General features: G+C 48.3%; 21 protein-coding genes. 6 read left to right on the top strand and 15 right to left on the bottom strand.

The genetic code is table 11. From position 1 onward, the window contains the following. The first annotated feature begins 254 nt into the window (after positions 1-254). Positions 255-794, top strand: a complete 540-nt coding sequence (locus J8X26_RS15645) for a gamma carbonic anhydrase family protein (protein WP_208951336.1) — start codon at positions 255-257, stop codon at positions 792-794. A 49-nt stretch (positions 795-843) separates the two neighbouring features. Here the strand turns inward: J8X26_RS15645 and aroE are convergent, their stop codons facing one another. From aroE to dprA, 5 genes are read right to left on the bottom strand one after another with little or no spacing between them, the layout of a single operon-like run. Continuing rightward, positions 844-1,662 carry a shikimate dehydrogenase gene (gene aroE, locus J8X26_RS15640; RefSeq protein WP_208951334.1) on the bottom strand — a complete coding sequence of 273 codons (819 nt, stop codon included), beginning with the start codon at positions 1,660-1,662 and terminating at the stop codon, positions 844-846. A gap of 12 nt (positions 1,663-1,674) precedes the next feature. Beyond that, positions 1,675-2,244: an L-threonylcarbamoyladenylate synthase type 1 TsaC gene (gene tsaC, locus J8X26_RS15635; RefSeq protein ID WP_208951333.1), complete on the bottom strand. Its 570-nt coding sequence runs from the start codon at positions 2,242-2,244 to the stop codon at positions 1,675-1,677. Beyond that, positions 2,237-2,797 carry a type I DNA topoisomerase gene (locus J8X26_RS15630; RefSeq protein ID WP_152327221.1) on the bottom strand — a complete coding sequence of 187 codons (561 nt, stop codon included), beginning with the start codon at positions 2,795-2,797 and terminating at the stop codon, positions 2,237-2,239. The genes tsaC and J8X26_RS15630 overlap by 8 nt, the downstream gene beginning before the upstream one ends. A gap of 24 nt (positions 2,798-2,821) precedes the next feature. Next, positions 2,822-3,295 (bottom strand): DUF494 family protein, encoded by a 474-nt coding sequence (locus J8X26_RS15625; protein ID WP_101080124.1) that lies wholly within the window; start codon positions 3,293-3,295, stop codon positions 2,822-2,824. Next, complete coding sequence (gene dprA, locus J8X26_RS15620) at positions 3,267-4,445, bottom strand: DNA-protecting protein DprA (RefSeq protein WP_152327222.1); 1,179 nt, start codon at positions 4,443-4,445, stop codon at positions 3,267-3,269. Before dprA ends, J8X26_RS15625 begins: the two co-directional genes overlap by 29 nt. Positions 4,446-4,573: 128 nt before the next feature. On the opposite strand from dprA, the gene def reads away from it, so the two are divergent. The 5 genes from def to mscL all read left to right on the top strand — a co-directional run bounded on the left by def (position 4,574) and on the right by mscL (position 9,389). Then, positions 4,574-5,086, top strand: a complete 513-nt coding sequence (gene def / locus J8X26_RS15615; protein WP_101080126.1) for a peptide deformylase — start codon at positions 4,574-4,576, stop codon at positions 5,084-5,086. A gap of 1 nt (position 5,087) precedes the next feature. Continuing rightward, positions 5,088-6,047 carry a methionyl-tRNA formyltransferase gene (gene fmt / locus J8X26_RS15610; RefSeq protein ID WP_208951335.1) on the top strand — a complete coding sequence of 320 codons (960 nt, stop codon included), beginning with the start codon at positions 5,088-5,090 and terminating at the stop codon, positions 6,045-6,047. Between the two features lie 74 nt (positions 6,048-6,121). Beyond that, a complete protein-coding gene (gene rsmB / locus J8X26_RS15605) occupies positions 6,122-7,411 on the top strand; it encodes a 16S rRNA (cytosine(967)-C(5))-methyltransferase RsmB (RefSeq protein ID WP_208951332.1) in 1,290 nt (429 codons plus the stop codon). A gap of 60 nt (positions 7,412-7,471) precedes the next feature. Next, positions 7,472-8,848, top strand: coding sequence for a Trk system potassium transporter TrkA (trkA, locus tag J8X26_RS15600; RefSeq protein ID WP_165061143.1), 1,377 nt, complete (start codon positions 7,472-7,474; stop codon positions 8,846-8,848). A gap of 124 nt (positions 8,849-8,972) precedes the next feature. Then, on the top strand, positions 8,973-9,389 hold the full coding sequence (mscL, locus tag J8X26_RS15595; protein WP_101080130.1) for a large-conductance mechanosensitive channel protein MscL: 417 nt from the start codon (positions 8,973-8,975) through the stop codon (positions 9,387-9,389). 30 nt (positions 9,390-9,419) lie between these two features. On the opposite strand, the gene J8X26_RS15590 is transcribed toward mscL, so the two are convergent. From J8X26_RS15590 to secY, 10 genes are all read right to left on the bottom strand, one after another. Beyond that, a complete protein-coding gene (locus J8X26_RS15590) occupies positions 9,420-9,620 on the bottom strand; it encodes an alternative ribosome-rescue factor A (protein ID WP_101080131.1) in 201 nt (66 codons plus the stop codon). A gap of 100 nt (positions 9,621-9,720) precedes the next feature. Beyond that, a complete protein-coding gene (gene zntR, locus J8X26_RS15585) occupies positions 9,721-10,137 on the bottom strand; it encodes a Zn(2+)-responsive transcriptional regulator (protein WP_152327225.1) in 417 nt (138 codons plus the stop codon). 2 nt (positions 10,138-10,139) lie between these two features. Continuing rightward, positions 10,140-10,508: a DUF1992 domain-containing protein gene (locus J8X26_RS15580; protein ID WP_208951331.1), complete on the bottom strand. Its 369-nt coding sequence runs from the start codon at positions 10,506-10,508 to the stop codon at positions 10,140-10,142. A gap of 162 nt (positions 10,509-10,670) precedes the next feature. Next, positions 10,671-11,060, bottom strand: a complete 390-nt coding sequence (rplQ, locus tag J8X26_RS15575) for a 50S ribosomal protein L17 (protein WP_034793661.1) — start codon at positions 11,058-11,060, stop codon at positions 10,671-10,673. 40 nt (positions 11,061-11,100) lie between these two features. Then, the gene (locus J8X26_RS15570; protein ID WP_002919219.1) at positions 11,101-12,090 is read right to left on the bottom strand and encodes a DNA-directed RNA polymerase subunit alpha; all 990 of its coding nucleotides are present in this window, start codon (positions 12,088-12,090) and stop codon (positions 11,101-11,103) included. 25 nt (positions 12,091-12,115) lie between these two features. After that, complete coding sequence (gene rpsD, locus J8X26_RS15565) at positions 12,116-12,736, bottom strand: 30S ribosomal protein S4 (RefSeq protein ID WP_095923750.1); 621 nt, start codon at positions 12,734-12,736, stop codon at positions 12,116-12,118. A gap of 32 nt (positions 12,737-12,768) precedes the next feature. Then, a complete protein-coding gene (gene rpsK / locus J8X26_RS15560; protein ID WP_004929731.1) occupies positions 12,769-13,158 on the bottom strand; it encodes a 30S ribosomal protein S11 in 390 nt (129 codons plus the stop codon). Between the two features lie 17 nt (positions 13,159-13,175). After that, positions 13,176-13,532: a 30S ribosomal protein S13 gene (rpsM, locus tag J8X26_RS15555; RefSeq protein WP_013573704.1), complete on the bottom strand. Its 357-nt coding sequence runs from the start codon at positions 13,530-13,532 to the stop codon at positions 13,176-13,178. A 148-nt stretch (positions 13,533-13,680) separates the two neighbouring features. After that, positions 13,681-13,797, bottom strand: coding sequence for a 50S ribosomal protein L36 (rpmJ, locus tag J8X26_RS15550; protein WP_012768118.1), 117 nt, complete (start codon positions 13,795-13,797; stop codon positions 13,681-13,683). A gap of 33 nt (positions 13,798-13,830) precedes the next feature. Beyond that, a complete protein-coding gene (secY, locus tag J8X26_RS15545; RefSeq protein ID WP_208951330.1) occupies positions 13,831-15,162 on the bottom strand; it encodes a preprotein translocase subunit SecY in 1,332 nt (443 codons plus the stop codon). Positions 15,163-15,167: the final 5 nt, after the last annotated feature.

Below are 15,167 nucleotides of genomic sequence, written 5' to 3'. Positions count from 1 at the left end.
TAATCTTTCCGACCCGGTCACTTCGTGATGTTGTTCACGTTGTTCCCTGTCGATGGAGCGGCATTATAGGGATCCGAATTTTTTGCACAAGCCTTTTTTTGAATAAAAGGATCGACTGCATATTTTTCGACCCTTTCGCCGTGATCTCGTCCGATCCGCTGGTTTTGTCACCGTTCTTATCGCCTCTGAATTGGTATTTCCCGCAGCCAGGACTATATTGCCAAGGTTAAAACTCAATTATGAGGTACTTACCTATGTCTCAGGCTTTGCGCCCTTATCAGGGATTAACGCCAACATTGGGCGAAAGGGTGATGGTGGATCCTTCCAGTGTTGTTATCGGGGATGTCGATCTCGCGGATGATGTCAGTATCTGGCCGCTGGTTGTCATACGCGGTGATGTAAATAGTGTGTCGGTAGGTTGCAGATCGAATGTGCAGGATGGCAGCGTGCTGCATGTGACTCATCAGTCCCGCCAGAATCCTGAAGGGCACCCTCTTATTATTGGCGAAGACGTCACGGTCGGGCATAAAGCAATGCTGCATGGTTGTACGATCGGAAGCCGGGTTCTGGTAGGAATGGGATCCATACTGCTGGATGGAGCGATCATAGAAGATGATGTAATGATTGGCGCAGGAAGTCTGGTTCCCCCAGGAAAGCGGCTCGAAAGCGGCTATCTCTATTTAGGAAGCCCGGTTAAGCAGATCCGCGAACTGAGCGCCGATGAACTTGCGGGGCTGACCTACTCTTCAAATAACTATGTCACATGGAAAGATGTCTATCTGGCGAGTAAATAGTTAATGAGCCTGGACAACGTATTCAACAAGGCTGTTCAGGCTCTTTCAGTTATCCCAGTAAATCTTGTTTTAACTGCGCCAGCACAGGCTCTATTTCTGGCATAACACCGTGCCATAAATAGAAAGCATGAGCGGCCTGTCCCACCAGCATTCCCAAACCATCAGCATAATGCGTCACACCGTTGCCTTTGGCCCAGCAAAGAAAAGGTGTCAGACCGGCCTGATAAAACATATCGTAAACGCGCGTCTGTGCAGTGAAAACCTGCTCAGAGATTGCCGGGATTTCACCATTAATACCTGATGCCGTCGCATTGATAATCAGATCGAATTTCTCGCCGGCCAGATCGCTGAACGCAAGAGCCCGGATCTCACCTTTGCTCTCGAATATATGACTGAGATGTTGTGCACGTTCAAAAGTACGGTTGGTAACGACAACGGAGCATCCGTAGGATAAAAGCGGAAGGATCACTCCACGTGCAGCTCCACCAGCGCCTATCAGCAATACCCGATCGCCGGGCTGAATAAGCGCCAGACGTTCCAGATCGCTCAACATTCCTATTCCGTCGGTGTTATCCCCGAGCAATCTTCCGTCTTCAAGTTTTTTGAGAGTATTTACAGCGCCAGACATCGCCGCACGGTCAGTCAGTTCATCTGACTCAGCAAATGCCCGCTCTTTGAAAGGCACAGTAATGTTTGCCCCCTTGGCTCCCTTTTCAAAAAAGGATCGCAGCGTTTCTTCAAAATCTTCATTTGGCGCCAGCATCGTTCCATAACTGTGTTCAAGCCCTGTCTGGCTGGCAAACAATGCATGAATACGGGGGGATTTGCTGTGACTGATTGGATTACCGAATACCGCGAAAGATGGCATGACTTTCGTTCCTTAGCCTTGACGAATGAGATCGCCGGTGAGGGCATCCCTGATTTCAGATGGGTTTTCTCTTCCACCCACTTTGCCGTTAAGCACGGGGAAATCCTCACCAAACTGGAGACGGACTTCATCAGCCAATCGGCAAGGTTCCTGACCATTCAGATTCGCGCTTGTAGAAACCAACGGTTTTCCAAACTGCTGGCAGAGTTCTTTAACCCGCGGATGATCGGTTACGCGGACCGCCAGCGACGAGAAGCGCCCTGTCAGCCAGTCAGGCGTAGAGGGTTTTGCAGGCATCACCCAGGTCACCGGTCCAGGCCAAAACGACAAGATATGTTCGAGTTGCTGATGGGTTAATGATGAATCATCAATATAAGGGAGAAGTTGCTGATAGTTATCGGCGATTAAAATCAGCCCTTTATCTTTAGGACGTTTTTTAAGAGCCAAAAGAGACTCAACCGCCTGCTCGCTGTCAGGATCACAACCTAACCCGAATACGGCCTCAGTCGGATAAGCGATAACCTGCTGTTGATGTAATGCTTCAAGTACCTTTGCAAGTGAGTTTTCTGCTTCTTTATTCATTTTCTTCGTTATCTTTTATTTCTACGGCTTTGCCGCACAGTTTACTGGCACAAAATAGTTTTATACCCTGCGCCGTTTTCTTTTCCATCAATAAAGGATATTGGCAGTGCACGCACTCGCCGGCAACGGGCTTATTATTGATGGCAAACTGGCAGTCCGGGTAGCGGTCGCAGGCGTGAAAAACCTTACCAAAGCGAGACTTACGCTGCAGCAGATGTCCTTTGCCGCATTGCGGACAACTGAGGCTGGTTTCTTCGGGTTTATCGATGACTTCAATATGGTCGCATTCCGGATACTCGCTGCACCCGATAAACATCCCATAACGTCCCTGGCGAAGCACCAGCGTGGCACTGCATTTGGGACATAACTGCCCGTCCAGGATTTTCACAATATGTCCGTCGGCCTGTGATTTCAGGGGGCGGATATATTCGCACTGTGGATAGGATGAACAGCTGAGAAAAGGGCCGTGGCGACCACTACGGATCACCAGATCGGCCCCGCATTCCGGACAGGATTCATTTTGCTTCTCAGCAAAAAGTGCTGCTTTTGTCATATGTTACGTTTTACCTGTTATCTCTTAATGCAGATAACCTTCATTAACTTCAAATAACAGCTCTTCCATTTGCTGATATGCACTTTCATATCCGGGAATATTAAAAAGAACCATCAGCACCACCCACTTAAGATCCTCAAGATCGAATTCTTCAGTGTCCAGAGCCATAACACGATCGATAACCATTTCACGGGTATCGAAGTTTAAAACCTTTATCTGTTCCAGGAACAACAAAAAGCCACGACAACTGCTATCTAACCGGCTCGTTTCCTCGTCGGTGTAAACACGTAATGCTGAAGGATCTGAATCCAGCATATAAGATGGGGTTCCACCCTCTTGCATATCCGCAAGTTTTTCAAGCCAATTCAGCGCATTGTGAATATCGGCCCGGTGAAAACCAGCCTCGGTCAAGTCATCCGTTAACCTATCCTCGTCAACATTCATCTCCGCTTCGTTGTGAATGTAAGTTTCAAATAAGTACATTAGTACGTCGAACATGGCTTGCCCTCTTAATTCGGACATAGCCGCCGGATACAGCTGCGATCCATCCTGCTAACTCCAGCTCGAGTAGTTTACCTACCACTTCTGGCACAGGTTGGCCGGCACGTTCGGCGACGACGTCAACAGATGTCACCTCATATTCTACGTTAGCCAACACATCAGCAAATGGCAATTCAACTTCGCATTCTTGTGCACAAATAATCGCCTCTGACGCCTCTGACGCCTTTGGTGGCTTATCTCGGGGTGCTTTTGACAGTTCGGGGATTCGCAGAGTCGGAAACCAGGTTAAGCCGCTTCCAATATGCTCGGCAATATCATTAGGCTCAGTAACCAGGTAAGCGCCCTGTTGGATAAGCCAGTGAGTTCCTTCTGACGTCGGGCTGCCTAGTGGGCCGGGCAAAGCAAAAACTTCTCGGCCCTGTTCAAGTGCATAACGGGCTGTGATCAACGACCCGCTGCGCAAGGTTGCTTCCACAACCAGAACACCCACGCTGAGACCACTGATAATGCGGTTCCGGCGAGGAAAGTTGGCCGCAAGTGGCGGCGCAGTCACCAGATGCTCAGAAACCAGGGTCCCGCCTTGCTCAAGAATACTGTCGGCTAACATCAAATGACGAGATGGATAACGCTTCATCAGCCCGCTGCCAAGAACGGCGATAGTTTTTCCCTGCGCCTGTAATGTTGCTTTATGACTAATTCCATCAATTCCCATCGCAAGCCCGCTCGTCACGGTAAAACCGCTGCTTACCAGCCCGCCGGCAAAAACCTGTGCATATTGTTCACCGTAATGGGAGTAGTGACGGCTTCCCACCATTGCTATTTGAGGAGATAACAGCAAATCCGGATTACCTTCGACGAACAAAATCAATGGCGGAGACGGAATCTGCGCTAACAAAGGCGGGTAGAGCGCACAGTCAAATGTGACAAGATATCGGCTATCCCCTTCCAGCCAGTTTAGCGACGCGGATAGCCATTGCTGATTGATATTCCTGAAATCTTCTATTTGCTCCGCGGTAAGGCCGCACGAGAATAATTCAGAAGGGCCATAATGCCCCTGGCAGAAGAGTGCCCGAATTATGCCTTCGGCATGGGCAGCATCAAGGCGCCTGACGGCTGATAAACGAATCCATACTTCCTGTAATGTCATTATCCTGCCTCTGTTCAATGCCTTTCGACGAAGGATTCAATTGGCAGAGGATGCTGTCAATCGGAGCAGGAAATGTCTAGAATAGAGTCTATATATCTTCAATCAATTGAATAAAGATCCAGAAAAATATGTCCGTATTACAGATATTACATTTCCCAGACGAGCGGCTTCGCATTACTGCAAAACCGGTCAAAGAAGTTAACGCCGAAATTCAGCAGATCGTGGATGATATGTTTGAAACCATGTATGCAGAAGAAGGCATTGGCCTGGCTGCGACTCAGGTAGACATTCATCAACGTATTATCGTTATTGATGTCTCTGAAAATCGCGACGAACGCCTGGTTCTCATCAATCCTGAGCTGCTGGAAAAAAGCGGCGAAACCGGTATTGAAGAAGGCTGCCTGTCGATCCCTGATCAACGTGCGCTGGTGCCGCGTGCTGAGAAAGTGAAAGTCCGCGCTCTGGATCGGGAGGGTAAAACCTTCGAGCTGGAAGCTGATGACTTACTGGCGATTTGCATCCAGCATGAAATGGATCATCTGGTGGGTAAATTATTCGTGGATTACTTGTCACCACTGAAACGTCAGCGTATTCGCCAGAAGATGGAAAAAATGGCCAAGCTGAACGCGCGGGCTGACTAATATTCGAGTAACACAGGACACTGCTTTGCGGATTATATTTGCCGGTACCCCAGACTTCGCAGCGCGTCATCTTGACGCGCTTTTGTCATCAGAACATCAGGTTGTGGGTGTATTTACCCAACCCGACCGCCCGGCCGGCCGTGGTAACAAGCTGACTGCAAGCCCGGTAAAAACGCTGGCACTTGCTCATGATATTCCCGTATTTCAGCCGAAATCTTTGCGCCCTGAAGAAAACCAGTCACTGGTGTCCGATTTGGAAGCTGATGTGATGGTGGTCGTAGCTTATGGCCTGATTCTCCCTAAAGCTGTGCTGGATATGCCTAAACTGGGCTGCATTAACGTACACGGTTCCCTGTTGCCACGCTGGCGTGGTGCCGCGCCGATTCAGCGTTCCTTGTGGGCTGGCGATGCTAAAACCGGTATCACTATCATGCAGATGGATGTGGGTCTGGATACCGGCGACATGCTGCATAAAGTGGAATGTGACATTCTTCCGGAAGATACCAGTGCATCCCTGTACAACAAACTGGCTGAGCTCGGCCCGGAAGGTATGCTTGAAACGCTCGGGCAACTGGCGAACGGCACGGCTCAACCAGAAGTTCAGAACGAAGAACTCGTTACGTACGCTGAAAAGCTGAGCAAAGAGGAAGCCCGCTTAGACTGGACGCTTTCCGCAGACCAGCTGGAACGTTGTATACGTGCATTTAATCCGTGGCCTGTCAGTTTCTTTATGATTGACGACCAGCCCGTAAAAGTCTGGTCAGCTGAAAGTTTGCCTGCAAGCCATAGCACCCTGCCCGGCACCATTGTTTCTGCAGATAAAAAGGGGATCCAGGTTGCTACGTCTGACGGCATCCTGAATATCACCCAGTTGCAACCTTCAGGTAAAAAAGCAATGTCCGCACAGGACTTGCTGAACTCTCGTCGTGAATGGTTTATCGAAGGCTCTCGTTTAGCCTGACCCTTCCGACTACGCCCGATATTTCGTCGGGCCTTACCTTTCTGATAATGCTGATCCATTCAGCCATTTGAACAATGAAAACAGCCTATAATCTTCGTAGTATTGCAGCTCAAGCCATCAGTCAGGTTTTAGATAAAGGCCTGTCATTGTCGACGGTCCTTCCCGGTTTGCAGAAAAATATTTCAGAAAAAGATCGCGGATTATTGCAGGAATTATGTTTCGGCACTCTGAGGGTATTGCCTCAGCTCGAATGGTGCCTGCAACAACTCATGGCAAAACCGTTGACGGGAAAGCAACGGACACTGCATTACTTACTGATGGTTGGCCTGTATCAGCTAACTCATACGCGTATTCCCGCTCACGCAGTGTTAGCAGAAACTGTTGATGGTGCTGTGGCACTAAAGCGCCCTCAGCTAAAAGGTCTGATCAACGGCGTTCTCCGGCAGTTCCAGCGTCAGCAGGAAGAATTGCTGCAACGTATGGCCAATAATGACAGCCGCTATCTCCATCCGAGCTGGCTTCTTAATCGTCTTAAGAAAGCCTATCCCGACGCCTGGGAAAGCATTGTTGATGCGAATAATCAAAGGCCGCCTATGTGGCTACGCGTAAACCGCATGCACAATACCCGCGACGATTATCTTCGACTGTTGAATGAAGCGCAGATTGAAGCCGTTCCACATCCTGAATATTCCGATGCACTGTGTCTGATCACGCCTTGTCAGGTCAGTCTGCTCCCAGGATTTTCAGAAGGATGGGTGACGGTTCAGGACGCTTCTGCACAAGGCAGCGTTGATCTGCTGGATCCACAGGATGGCGATATGATCCTCGATTTGTGCTGCGCGCCTGGCGGTAAAACGACCCACATACTGGAGGCCGCGCCTAAATCTCATGTGCTGGCTGTGGACGTGGATGAACAACGTCTGAAGCGTGTTCATGAGAATCTGCAGCGTTTAAAACTTAATGCGGAAGTGAAACAAGGCGATGGACGTGAGCCACAGGCCTGGGCTGGCGAGCGTATCTTTGACCGCATTCTGCTGGATGCACCGTGCTCGGCGACCGGCGTTATCCGCCGGCATCCCGACATAAAGTGGCTACGCAGAGACAGCGATATTACTGAGCTGGCAGGCTTGCAAAAAGAGATCCTGGAAGCCGTCTGGCCACGCCTTAAAAGCAAGGGTGTAATGGTTTACGCAACATGCTCAGTTTTGCCCGAAGAAAATTGCCTGCAAATAGTGGAATTTCTTAAATCTCACCCGGATGCGACGCTAGTTGAGACCGGCACGAGGGAAAACCCAGGCAGACAAAACCTTCCACACGCCGATGACGGCGATGGCTTCTATTACGCTAAACTGATCAAAAGCTGATTGTTTACTATTAATGCTACTTATTCAGGCTGAAATCTTCGAAGCCAAGCAGAGAGTCATATGAAAATAATAATTCTCGGGGCCGGACAGGTTGGTGGAACACTCGCTGAAAATCTGGTGGGTGAAAACAATGACATTACCGTTGTCGATACCAACACCGTCCGGTTACGTCAGCTTCAGGACAAATTTGACCTGCGCGTTGTGCAGGGACATGGCTCTCACCCACGCGTACTCCGCGAAGCCGGAGCTGAAGATGCCGATATGTTGGTGGCGGTGACTAATTCTGACGAAACCAACATGGTGGCATGTCAGATTGCGTATTCGCTTTTCAATACCCCAAACCGCATCGCACGCATTCGTTCCACGGAATATATCCGTGAATCCGAAAAGCTTTTCAGTCCAGAAGCTGTGCCGATTGACCATCTGATTTCGCCTGAGCAACTAGTTACCGATTACATCTACAAATTAATCGAATATCCGGGTGCATTACAGGTTGTGAACTTTGCAGAAGGGAAAGTGAGCATTGCCGCAGTTAAAGCCTATTATGGCGGTCCGCTGGTAGGTAATGCACTCTCTTCAATGCGTGAACACATGCCGCACATCGAAACTCGCGTTGCAGCCATTTTCCGCCAGGACCGCCCGATTCGCCCGCAGGGTTCAACCATTATTGAAGCAGGTGATGAAGTGTTCTTTGTTGCCGCCTCTCAGCACATCCGTGCGGTTATGAGCGAACTTCAACGGCTGGAAAAACCATATAAGCGGATCATGATTGTCGGTGGCGGCAATGTGGGTGCCGGACTGGCACAAAAGCTTGAGAAGAATTACAGCGTAAAACTGATAGAACGCGATCAGCAGCGGGCAGCTGAACTGGCCGAGTTGTTGCAAGACACGATTGTTTTCTACGGCGATGCCTCTGATCAGGAATTGTTAGCAGAAGAACATATCGAACAAGTTGATGTGTTTATTGCGATTACTAATGATGATGAAGCAAACATCATGTCGGCGATGCTTGCAAAACGTATGGGCGCCAAAAAAGCGATGGTTCTCATTCAGCGCAGTGCGTACGTGGATTTGGTGCAAGGCAGCGTGATTGATATTGCGATTTCACCTCAGCAGGCGACGATTTCGGCACTGCTTGGGCACGTCAGAAAAGCAGATATCGTCAGCGTTTCGTCATTACGCCGTGGTGTAGCCGAAGCTATTGAGGCGATTGCACATGGCGATGAGACCACCTCTAAAGTTGTTGGTCGTACGGTAGAGCAAATTAAATTGCCGCCAGGTACGACTATCGGCGCGATCGTCCGTGGGAATGACGTCATCATTGCTAATGGAAATAGCAGAATCCAACAAGGTGATCATGTGGTGATGTTCATTACAGATAAGAAATTTGTCAGGGATGTGGAACGTTTGTTCCAACCTAGCCCGTTCTTCTTATAAATTGATGAATTGCCGAAAATATATGGCGTTAAGCAGGATTCAGTAGAGAACTTTTGTAGCGAAGACGCGACAAATGGTCTTTACTTGGTTGGACACATTTGATGAATTTGCCAAGGAGTATTTTATGAGTTTTATGAAAGAGTTTCGTGAATTTGCCATGCGTGGCAACGTGGTCGACCTTGCCGTCGGTGTAATCATTGGTGCAGCCTTCGGCAAGATAGTGTCATCATTTGTTGCTGATATTATTATGCCACCGCTGGGTTTACTCATTGGTGGAGTCGATTTCAAGCAATTCGCTTTTGTACTCAGAGACGCACAAGGAACGGTACCGGCAGTCGTAATGCATTACGGTGTGTTTATCCAAAATATTTTTGATTTCGTCATTGTTGCTTTGGCAATCTTCTGCGCAATCACTTTGATGAACAAAATGCGCCGTAAACAGGAAGATGTTCCTGCGGCACCACCGAAACCGACTGCGGAAGAAACTTTGCTGGCAGAAATTCGTGATCTGCTTAAAGAGCAGCAAACACCGAGATTGTAACGAAGAAGAAAGTTGCTGTTGCTTTACGTTTTAGAAGGGCAGTGTTGAATATTCGATTAAACGCTCAACACTGCCCTCCATATAATTCCCTTTTCCATTTTTTTCTTTTCTACGATAACTTCCCTTACCCTTTAGATTCTTTTCAATGCGCTGCTTAAACAGTGGATCATGAAGAAGAGCCTGCAAGGCATTATCCTGAATGGTCCCTTTTTGGTGCTTATACTGAGTCATAACTCCCTCGTTTTTTAGAAATGCAACATGGCTAAATTGCCAGCGCATAATACTGCGTTTAATTTCCTACCGGTAGCTCTTTTCAAAATGATTGAGCAGATTAGATCACTTTTCCTGCACCATCTTCAAGCGCTTCTAATATTGAACAACTCTCACTGGTATGCGCAGAACCACAGCAGGCGGCACTCAATCTTTTCAAAGATTCACGCATCCGGGTGAGCTCTTGTAATTTGAGCTCAACCTCAGCCAGACGCTCATCAACAATAGACTTAGATTCCTGGCATGTGTGATGAATAGGATCGACCCGAATAGAAAGCAGTTCTTTAATTGCTTCAAGCGTAAACCCGGTAGATTTTGCATACCGAATGAATCGCAACCGTTGTAAGTCGTTTTCATCATATTGACGATAACCGGAGGTAGTCCGTAAACCCGCCGCCATCATTTCCTGTTTTTCATAATAACGAACAGTATCCGTAGAGACCCCTGCCAAAGCAGCTAGCTCACCAATTTTATACATATTCACTCACCTCTAAACTTATCCTTCAGCGCATCTTTGTAGCGCCCATGAAGAAAATCGATATTCATTCCCGCTTGCTGCAAACGCAACTGAAGAATTTTGAGACGCTTTTCAACAGCTGAAAACTGAGGATCATCCCGTGTTAAAACATTAAGTATATGATCTAATTCGATCGCTTCTTTTCCGTCCTGCAACTCAGGAGGCAAATAACCTGCGTTTTTAAGAATACGATAAGCGGTTCTTAGCTCTTCAGGAATGCCGCTGTCATCATCGAGTATAAGAGGTCGGCCAGCTCCCGGAAGATTATCAAACTCACCATTTTCCCGGGCCTCTTTAATGTGTTTTTCAACCCACTGGTCAATAAGAAACATGATTTTGCCTCAGCCAAACGGTTAGCTTCACAACGTAAGGCAGCATAGCGCGGATAAAAGAGAAATTCAGGATGAATGGTGCCGGAGGTAACGAAATTTAAAGCATCAAAATTTAGACGTAAAAAAACCGGGCAGAGCCCGGCTTTTTCATGCATCTACAGATTATTCAGCAGTTGCTACTTCTGCTTGTGACTCTGCACGATCAACGAGCTCGATGTAAGCCATCGGCGCATTGTCGCCTGCACGGAAACCACACTTCAGAATGCGAGTGTAACCACCGGCACGGCTCGCGAAACGCGGGCCCAGTTCATTAAACAGTTTTGCCACGATCTCGTTATCACGAGTACGGGCGAATGCCAGACGACGATTTGCAACGTTGTCGGTCTTGGCAAGAGTAATCAGCGGCTCAACAACGCGACGCAGCTCTTTCGCTTTCGGCAGGGTCGTCTTGATGATCTCATGACGAACCAAAGAGCCGGCCATGTTACGGAACATAGCCTGTCGGTGGCTGCTGTTACGGTTCAGTTGACGACCACTCTTACGATGGCGCATGACCTTATCCTTCTCAGTAAAACCTTAACCTGTGATCCGGTTACTCGTCAGCAATACTTGCTGGTGGCCAGTTTTCCAGGCGCATGCCCAGAGACAAACCACGGGACGCAAGTACGTCTTTGATCTCAGTAAGAGATTTTTTACCCAGGTTAGGTGTTTTAAGTAACTCAACCTCGGTACGCTGTACCAGATCACCGATGTAGTGGATTGCTTCTGCCTTAAGGCAGTTAGCAGAGCGGACAGTCAATTCCAGATCGTCAACAGGGCGCAGCAGGATTGGATCGAATTCCGGCTTCTCTTCTTTGACTTCCGGTTGACGTACATCACGTAAATCAACGAAAGCTTCAAGTTGTTCAGCAAGAATGGTCGCCGCACGACGGATCGCCTCTTCAGGATCGATCGTACCGTTGGTTTCCATTTCGATAACCAGCTTGTCCAAATCAGTACGCTGTTCTACACGCGCTGCTTCAACATTGTAGGCAATTCGCTCTACAGGGCTGTAGCATGCGTCTACTAACAGACGACCAATTGGGCGCTCATCTTCTTCCGAATGAATTCGGGCAGACGCCGGCACATAACCACGACCGCGCTGAACTTTGATACGCATGCTGATAGCAGCGTTCTCATCGGTCAGGTGGCAGATGACATGTTGCGGCTTGACGATTTCGACATCACCATCATGGGTAATGTCGGCTGCAGTCACAGGGCCAATGCCAGACTTATTCAGGGTAAGAATAACTTCATCTTTCCCTTGAACTCTCACCGCCAGCCCTTTCAGGTTGAGCAGGATCTCCAGGATATCTTCCTGTACGCCTTCTTTGGTGCTGTACTCATGCAGTACACCATCAATCTCAACCTCGGTCACCGCGCAACCCGGCATGGATGAAAGCAGAATACGGCGCAGTGCGTTGCCTAAAGTATGGCCAAAGCCACGTTCTAAAGGCTCAAGGGTCACCTTGGCGTGCGTCGAACTGACTTGCTCGATATCTACCAGGCGCGGTTTTAGAAACTCTGTCACAGAACCCTGCATTGTGTCCTCTCTTTGGTACTAAGCTTTACTTGGAGTAAAGCTCGACGATCAGGTGTTCGTTAATGTCGGAAGACAGATCAGTACGTTCAGGCATACGCTTGAACACACCTTCCATCTTAGCAGCATCAACTTCAAGCCAAGTCGGCTTTTCACGCTGTTCAGCCAACTCCAAAGCGGCCTTCACGCGAGATTGCTTTTTAGCTTTCTCGCGGATGCTGACAACGTCATTCGGAGATACCTGATAAGAAGCGATGTTAACAACGCGACCGTTTACCATGATAGCTTTGTGGCTAACTAACTGGCGCGATTCCGCACGAGTAGCGCCGAAGCCCATACGATAAACAACGTTGTCCAAACGACCTTCAAGCAGTTGCAACAGGTTTGCACCGGTGTTGCCTTTCAGGCGTGCTGCTTCTTTGTAATAGTTACGGAACTGACGCTCCAGAACACCGTAAATACGACGAACTTTTTGCTTTTCACGTAACTGTACACCGTAGTCAGACAGACGCGGTTTACGCGCACCATGCTGACCAGGAGCTTGTTCAATTTTACACTTGGTATCGATCGCGCGAACGCCAGATTTAAGGAATAAATCTGTGCCCTCACGACGGCTAAGCTTGAGCTTAGGACCCAAATATCTTGCCATTTTCTCTCTCCAACAAACCTAAAAAAGCAGCGTTATACGCGGCGCTTTTTCGGCGGACGACAACCGTTATGAGGGATAGGAGTCACATCAGTAATATTAGTGATGCGGAAACCAGCCGCGTTTAATGCGCGGATAGTAGACTCACGACCAGGACCAGGTCCTTTAACCATAACTTCCAGATTCTTGATACCGTATTCTTTCACTGCGTCAGCGCAGCGCTCTGCTGCAACCTGAGCTGCGAACGGAGTGGATTTACGAGAACCACGGAAACCGGAACCACCAGCTGTTGCCCAACCCAAAGCATTACCCTGACGATCGGTAATGGTAACAATGGTGTTGTTGAAAGAAGCATGGATATGAGCCACGCCGTCAGAGACTTGTTTTCTTACACGTTTACGTGTACGAACAGGTGCCTTTGCCATTTATTCAATCACCCCGATTATTTCTTGATCGGTTTACGCGGACCCTTACGGGTACGTGCGTTAGTCTTGGTACGCTGACCGCGTACTGGAAGACCACGACGATGACGCAAACCACGATAAGTCCCAAGGTCCATAAGACGCTTGATGCTCAGGGTGACTTCACGACGCAGATCACCTTCAACAATGAACTTGGCAACTTCGTCACGCAGTTTTTCGATTTGCTCTTCAGACAGCTCACTGATCTTAACATTTTCAGCAATACCGGATGCAGCACAGATAGACTGTGAGCGGGTTTTGCCGATGCCGTAGATCGAAGTTAATGCGATCACGGTATGTTTCTGATCAGGAATGTTAATGCCTGCTATACGGGCCACTATGCACTCCTACTATTTATATACGGCAATACCATTCTGAAAAGCCCGTTTTCAGGATACTCAAATAGTATTGCTGCTTACATACAAAAGATTGGCTGGCTAATCTAGCCAGCTCAACCCAACTTTGCAAGAAAAATATGCGAGATAATCAGCCTTGACGCTGTTTATGCTTCGGTTCTGCGCTGCAGATTACGCGAACGATACCGTTACGCTTAACAATTTTGCAGTTACGACATAATTTCTTGACGGAAGCACGAACTTTCATTTTTACTCTCCGTAACTTCGCAAACGCACCAGATTAGCGGTTATAGCCTTTCAGGTTTGCTTTCTTCAATGCAGACTCGTACTGACTTGACATCATCAGAGTTTGCACTTGAGCCATAAAGTCCATAATGACAACGACTACGATTAGTAGTGAAGTACCACCAAAGTAGAATGGAACTTTCATCGCGTCACGCATGAACTCCGGGATAAGGCAGATGAAAGTAATATACATCGCACCAATTAAGGTTAAGCGAGTCATTACTTTATCGATGTACTTCGCCGTTTGCTCTCCCGGACGAATTCCTGGTACAAATGCACCGGACTTCTTCAGGTTATCTGCTGTCTCACGCGGGTTGAACACCAACGCAGTATAAAAGAAACAGAAGAAGATGATTGCAGTCGCATAGAGTAACACATAAAGCGGTTGTCCAGGCTGCAAATACAGCGAAATCGTAGTCAGCCAGTTCCAACCAGTTCCGCCCCCGAACCATGATGCAATCGTGGCAGGGAACAGAATGATGCTGGAAGCGAAGATTGCTGGGATAACCCCGGCCATATTCACTTTCAACGGTAAGTGCGTGCTCTGTGCTGCATAGACACGACGACCTTGTTGACGCTTGGCGTAGTTAACGACGATACGACGTTGACCACGTTCTACAAACACAACAAAGAAAGTCACTGCAAACACTAAAACTGCAACCAACAGCAACAGGAGGAAGTGCAGGTCGCCTTGCCGAGCTTGTTCGATAGTATGGGCAACTGCTGGCGGAAGACCCGCTACGATACCGGCAAAAATAATGATCGAAATACCGTTACCGATACCTCGTTCAGTAATTTGCTCACCCAGCCACATCAGGAACATTGTCCCGGTAACCAGACTCACAACTGCAGTAAAGTAGAATGCGAAGCCTGGATTCAACACCAGGCCTTGCATACCAGGCATGTTCGGCAAACCGGTAGCAATACCGATAGACTGAAACACTGCCAATACCAGCGTACCGTAGCGGGTATACTGGCTAATCTTACGACGGCCAGACTCCCCTTCTTTCTTAATTTCCGCTAACGCTGGATGAACCACCGTTAACAACTGGATAATGATCGATGCCGAAATGTACGGCATGATCCCCAGAGCAAAGATTGAAGCACGGCTGAGAGCACCACCAGAGAACATGTTAAACATTTCAATGATAGTGCCTCTTTGCTGCTCGAGCAATTTGGCAAGTACAGTGGCATCAATACCAGGGATCGGAATAAAAGAGCCGATACGGAAAACAATCAGCGCACCGATAACAAACAAAAGTCTGCGCTTCAGTTCGCCTAGTCCACCCTTGGCACTTTGAAAATCTAATCCCGGTTGCTTAGCCATCTGCT

Source organism: Rahnella sp. ChDrAdgB13 (genome assembly GCF_017655185.1).
In the GTDB taxonomy this organism is placed as follows: Bacteria; Pseudomonadota; Gammaproteobacteria; order Enterobacterales; family Enterobacteriaceae; genus Rahnella; species Rahnella contaminans.
The sequence above is the reverse complement of the archived record's forward strand: the minus strand, read 5'-3'. Positions and strand labels throughout refer to the sequence as shown.

Coding starts and splice junctions, on each gene's coding strand:
- J8X26_RS15645 (WP_208951336.1), top strand. CDS start 255: ATGTCTCAGGCTTTGCGCCCTTATCAGGGATTAACGCCAACATTGGGC.
- aroE (WP_208951334.1), bottom strand. CDS start 1,662: ATGCCATCTTTCGCGGTATTCGGTAATCCAATCAGTCACAGCAAATCC.
- tsaC (WP_208951333.1), bottom strand. CDS start 2,244: ATGAATAAAGAAGCAGAAAACTCACTTGCAAAGGTACTTGAAGCATTA.
- J8X26_RS15630 (WP_152327221.1), bottom strand. CDS start 2,797: ATGACAAAAGCAGCACTTTTTGCTGAGAAGCAAAATGAATCCTGTCCG.
- J8X26_RS15625 (WP_101080124.1), bottom strand. CDS start 3,295: ATGTTCGACGTACTAATGTACTTATTTGAAACTTACATTCACAACGAA.
- dprA (WP_152327222.1), bottom strand. CDS start 4,445: ATGACATTACAGGAAGTATGGATTCGTTTATCAGCCGTCAGGCGCCTT.
- def (WP_101080126.1), top strand. CDS start 4,574: ATGTCCGTATTACAGATATTACATTTCCCAGACGAGCGGCTTCGCATT.
- rsmB (WP_208951332.1), top strand. CDS start 6,122: ATGAAAACAGCCTATAATCTTCGTAGTATTGCAGCTCAAGCCATCAGT.
- trkA (WP_165061143.1), top strand. CDS start 7,472: ATGAAAATAATAATTCTCGGGGCCGGACAGGTTGGTGGAACACTCGCT.
- mscL (WP_101080130.1), top strand. CDS start 8,973: ATGAGTTTTATGAAAGAGTTTCGTGAATTTGCCATGCGTGGCAACGTG.
- J8X26_RS15590 (WP_101080131.1), bottom strand. CDS start 9,620: ATGACTCAGTATAAGCACCAAAAAGGGACCATTCAGGATAATGCCTTG.
- zntR (WP_152327225.1), bottom strand. CDS start 10,137: ATGTATAAAATTGGTGAGCTAGCTGCTTTGGCAGGGGTCTCTACGGAT.
- J8X26_RS15580 (WP_208951331.1), bottom strand. CDS start 10,508: ATGTTTCTTATTGACCAGTGGGTTGAAAAACACATTAAAGAGGCCCGG.
- rplQ (WP_034793661.1), bottom strand. CDS start 11,060: ATGCGCCATCGTAAGAGTGGTCGTCAACTGAACCGTAACAGCAGCCAC.
- J8X26_RS15570 (WP_002919219.1), bottom strand. CDS start 12,090: ATGCAGGGTTCTGTGACAGAGTTTCTAAAACCGCGCCTGGTAGATATC.
- rpsD (WP_095923750.1), bottom strand. CDS start 12,736: ATGGCAAGATATTTGGGTCCTAAGCTCAAGCTTAGCCGTCGTGAGGGC.
- rpsK (WP_004929731.1), bottom strand. CDS start 13,158: ATGGCAAAGGCACCTGTTCGTACACGTAAACGTGTAAGAAAACAAGTC.
- rpmJ (WP_012768118.1), bottom strand. CDS start 13,797: ATGAAAGTTCGTGCTTCCGTCAAGAAATTATGTCGTAACTGCAAAATT.
- secY (WP_208951330.1), bottom strand. CDS start 15,162: ATGGCTAAGCAACCGGGATTAGATTTTCAAAGTGCCAAGGGTGGACTA.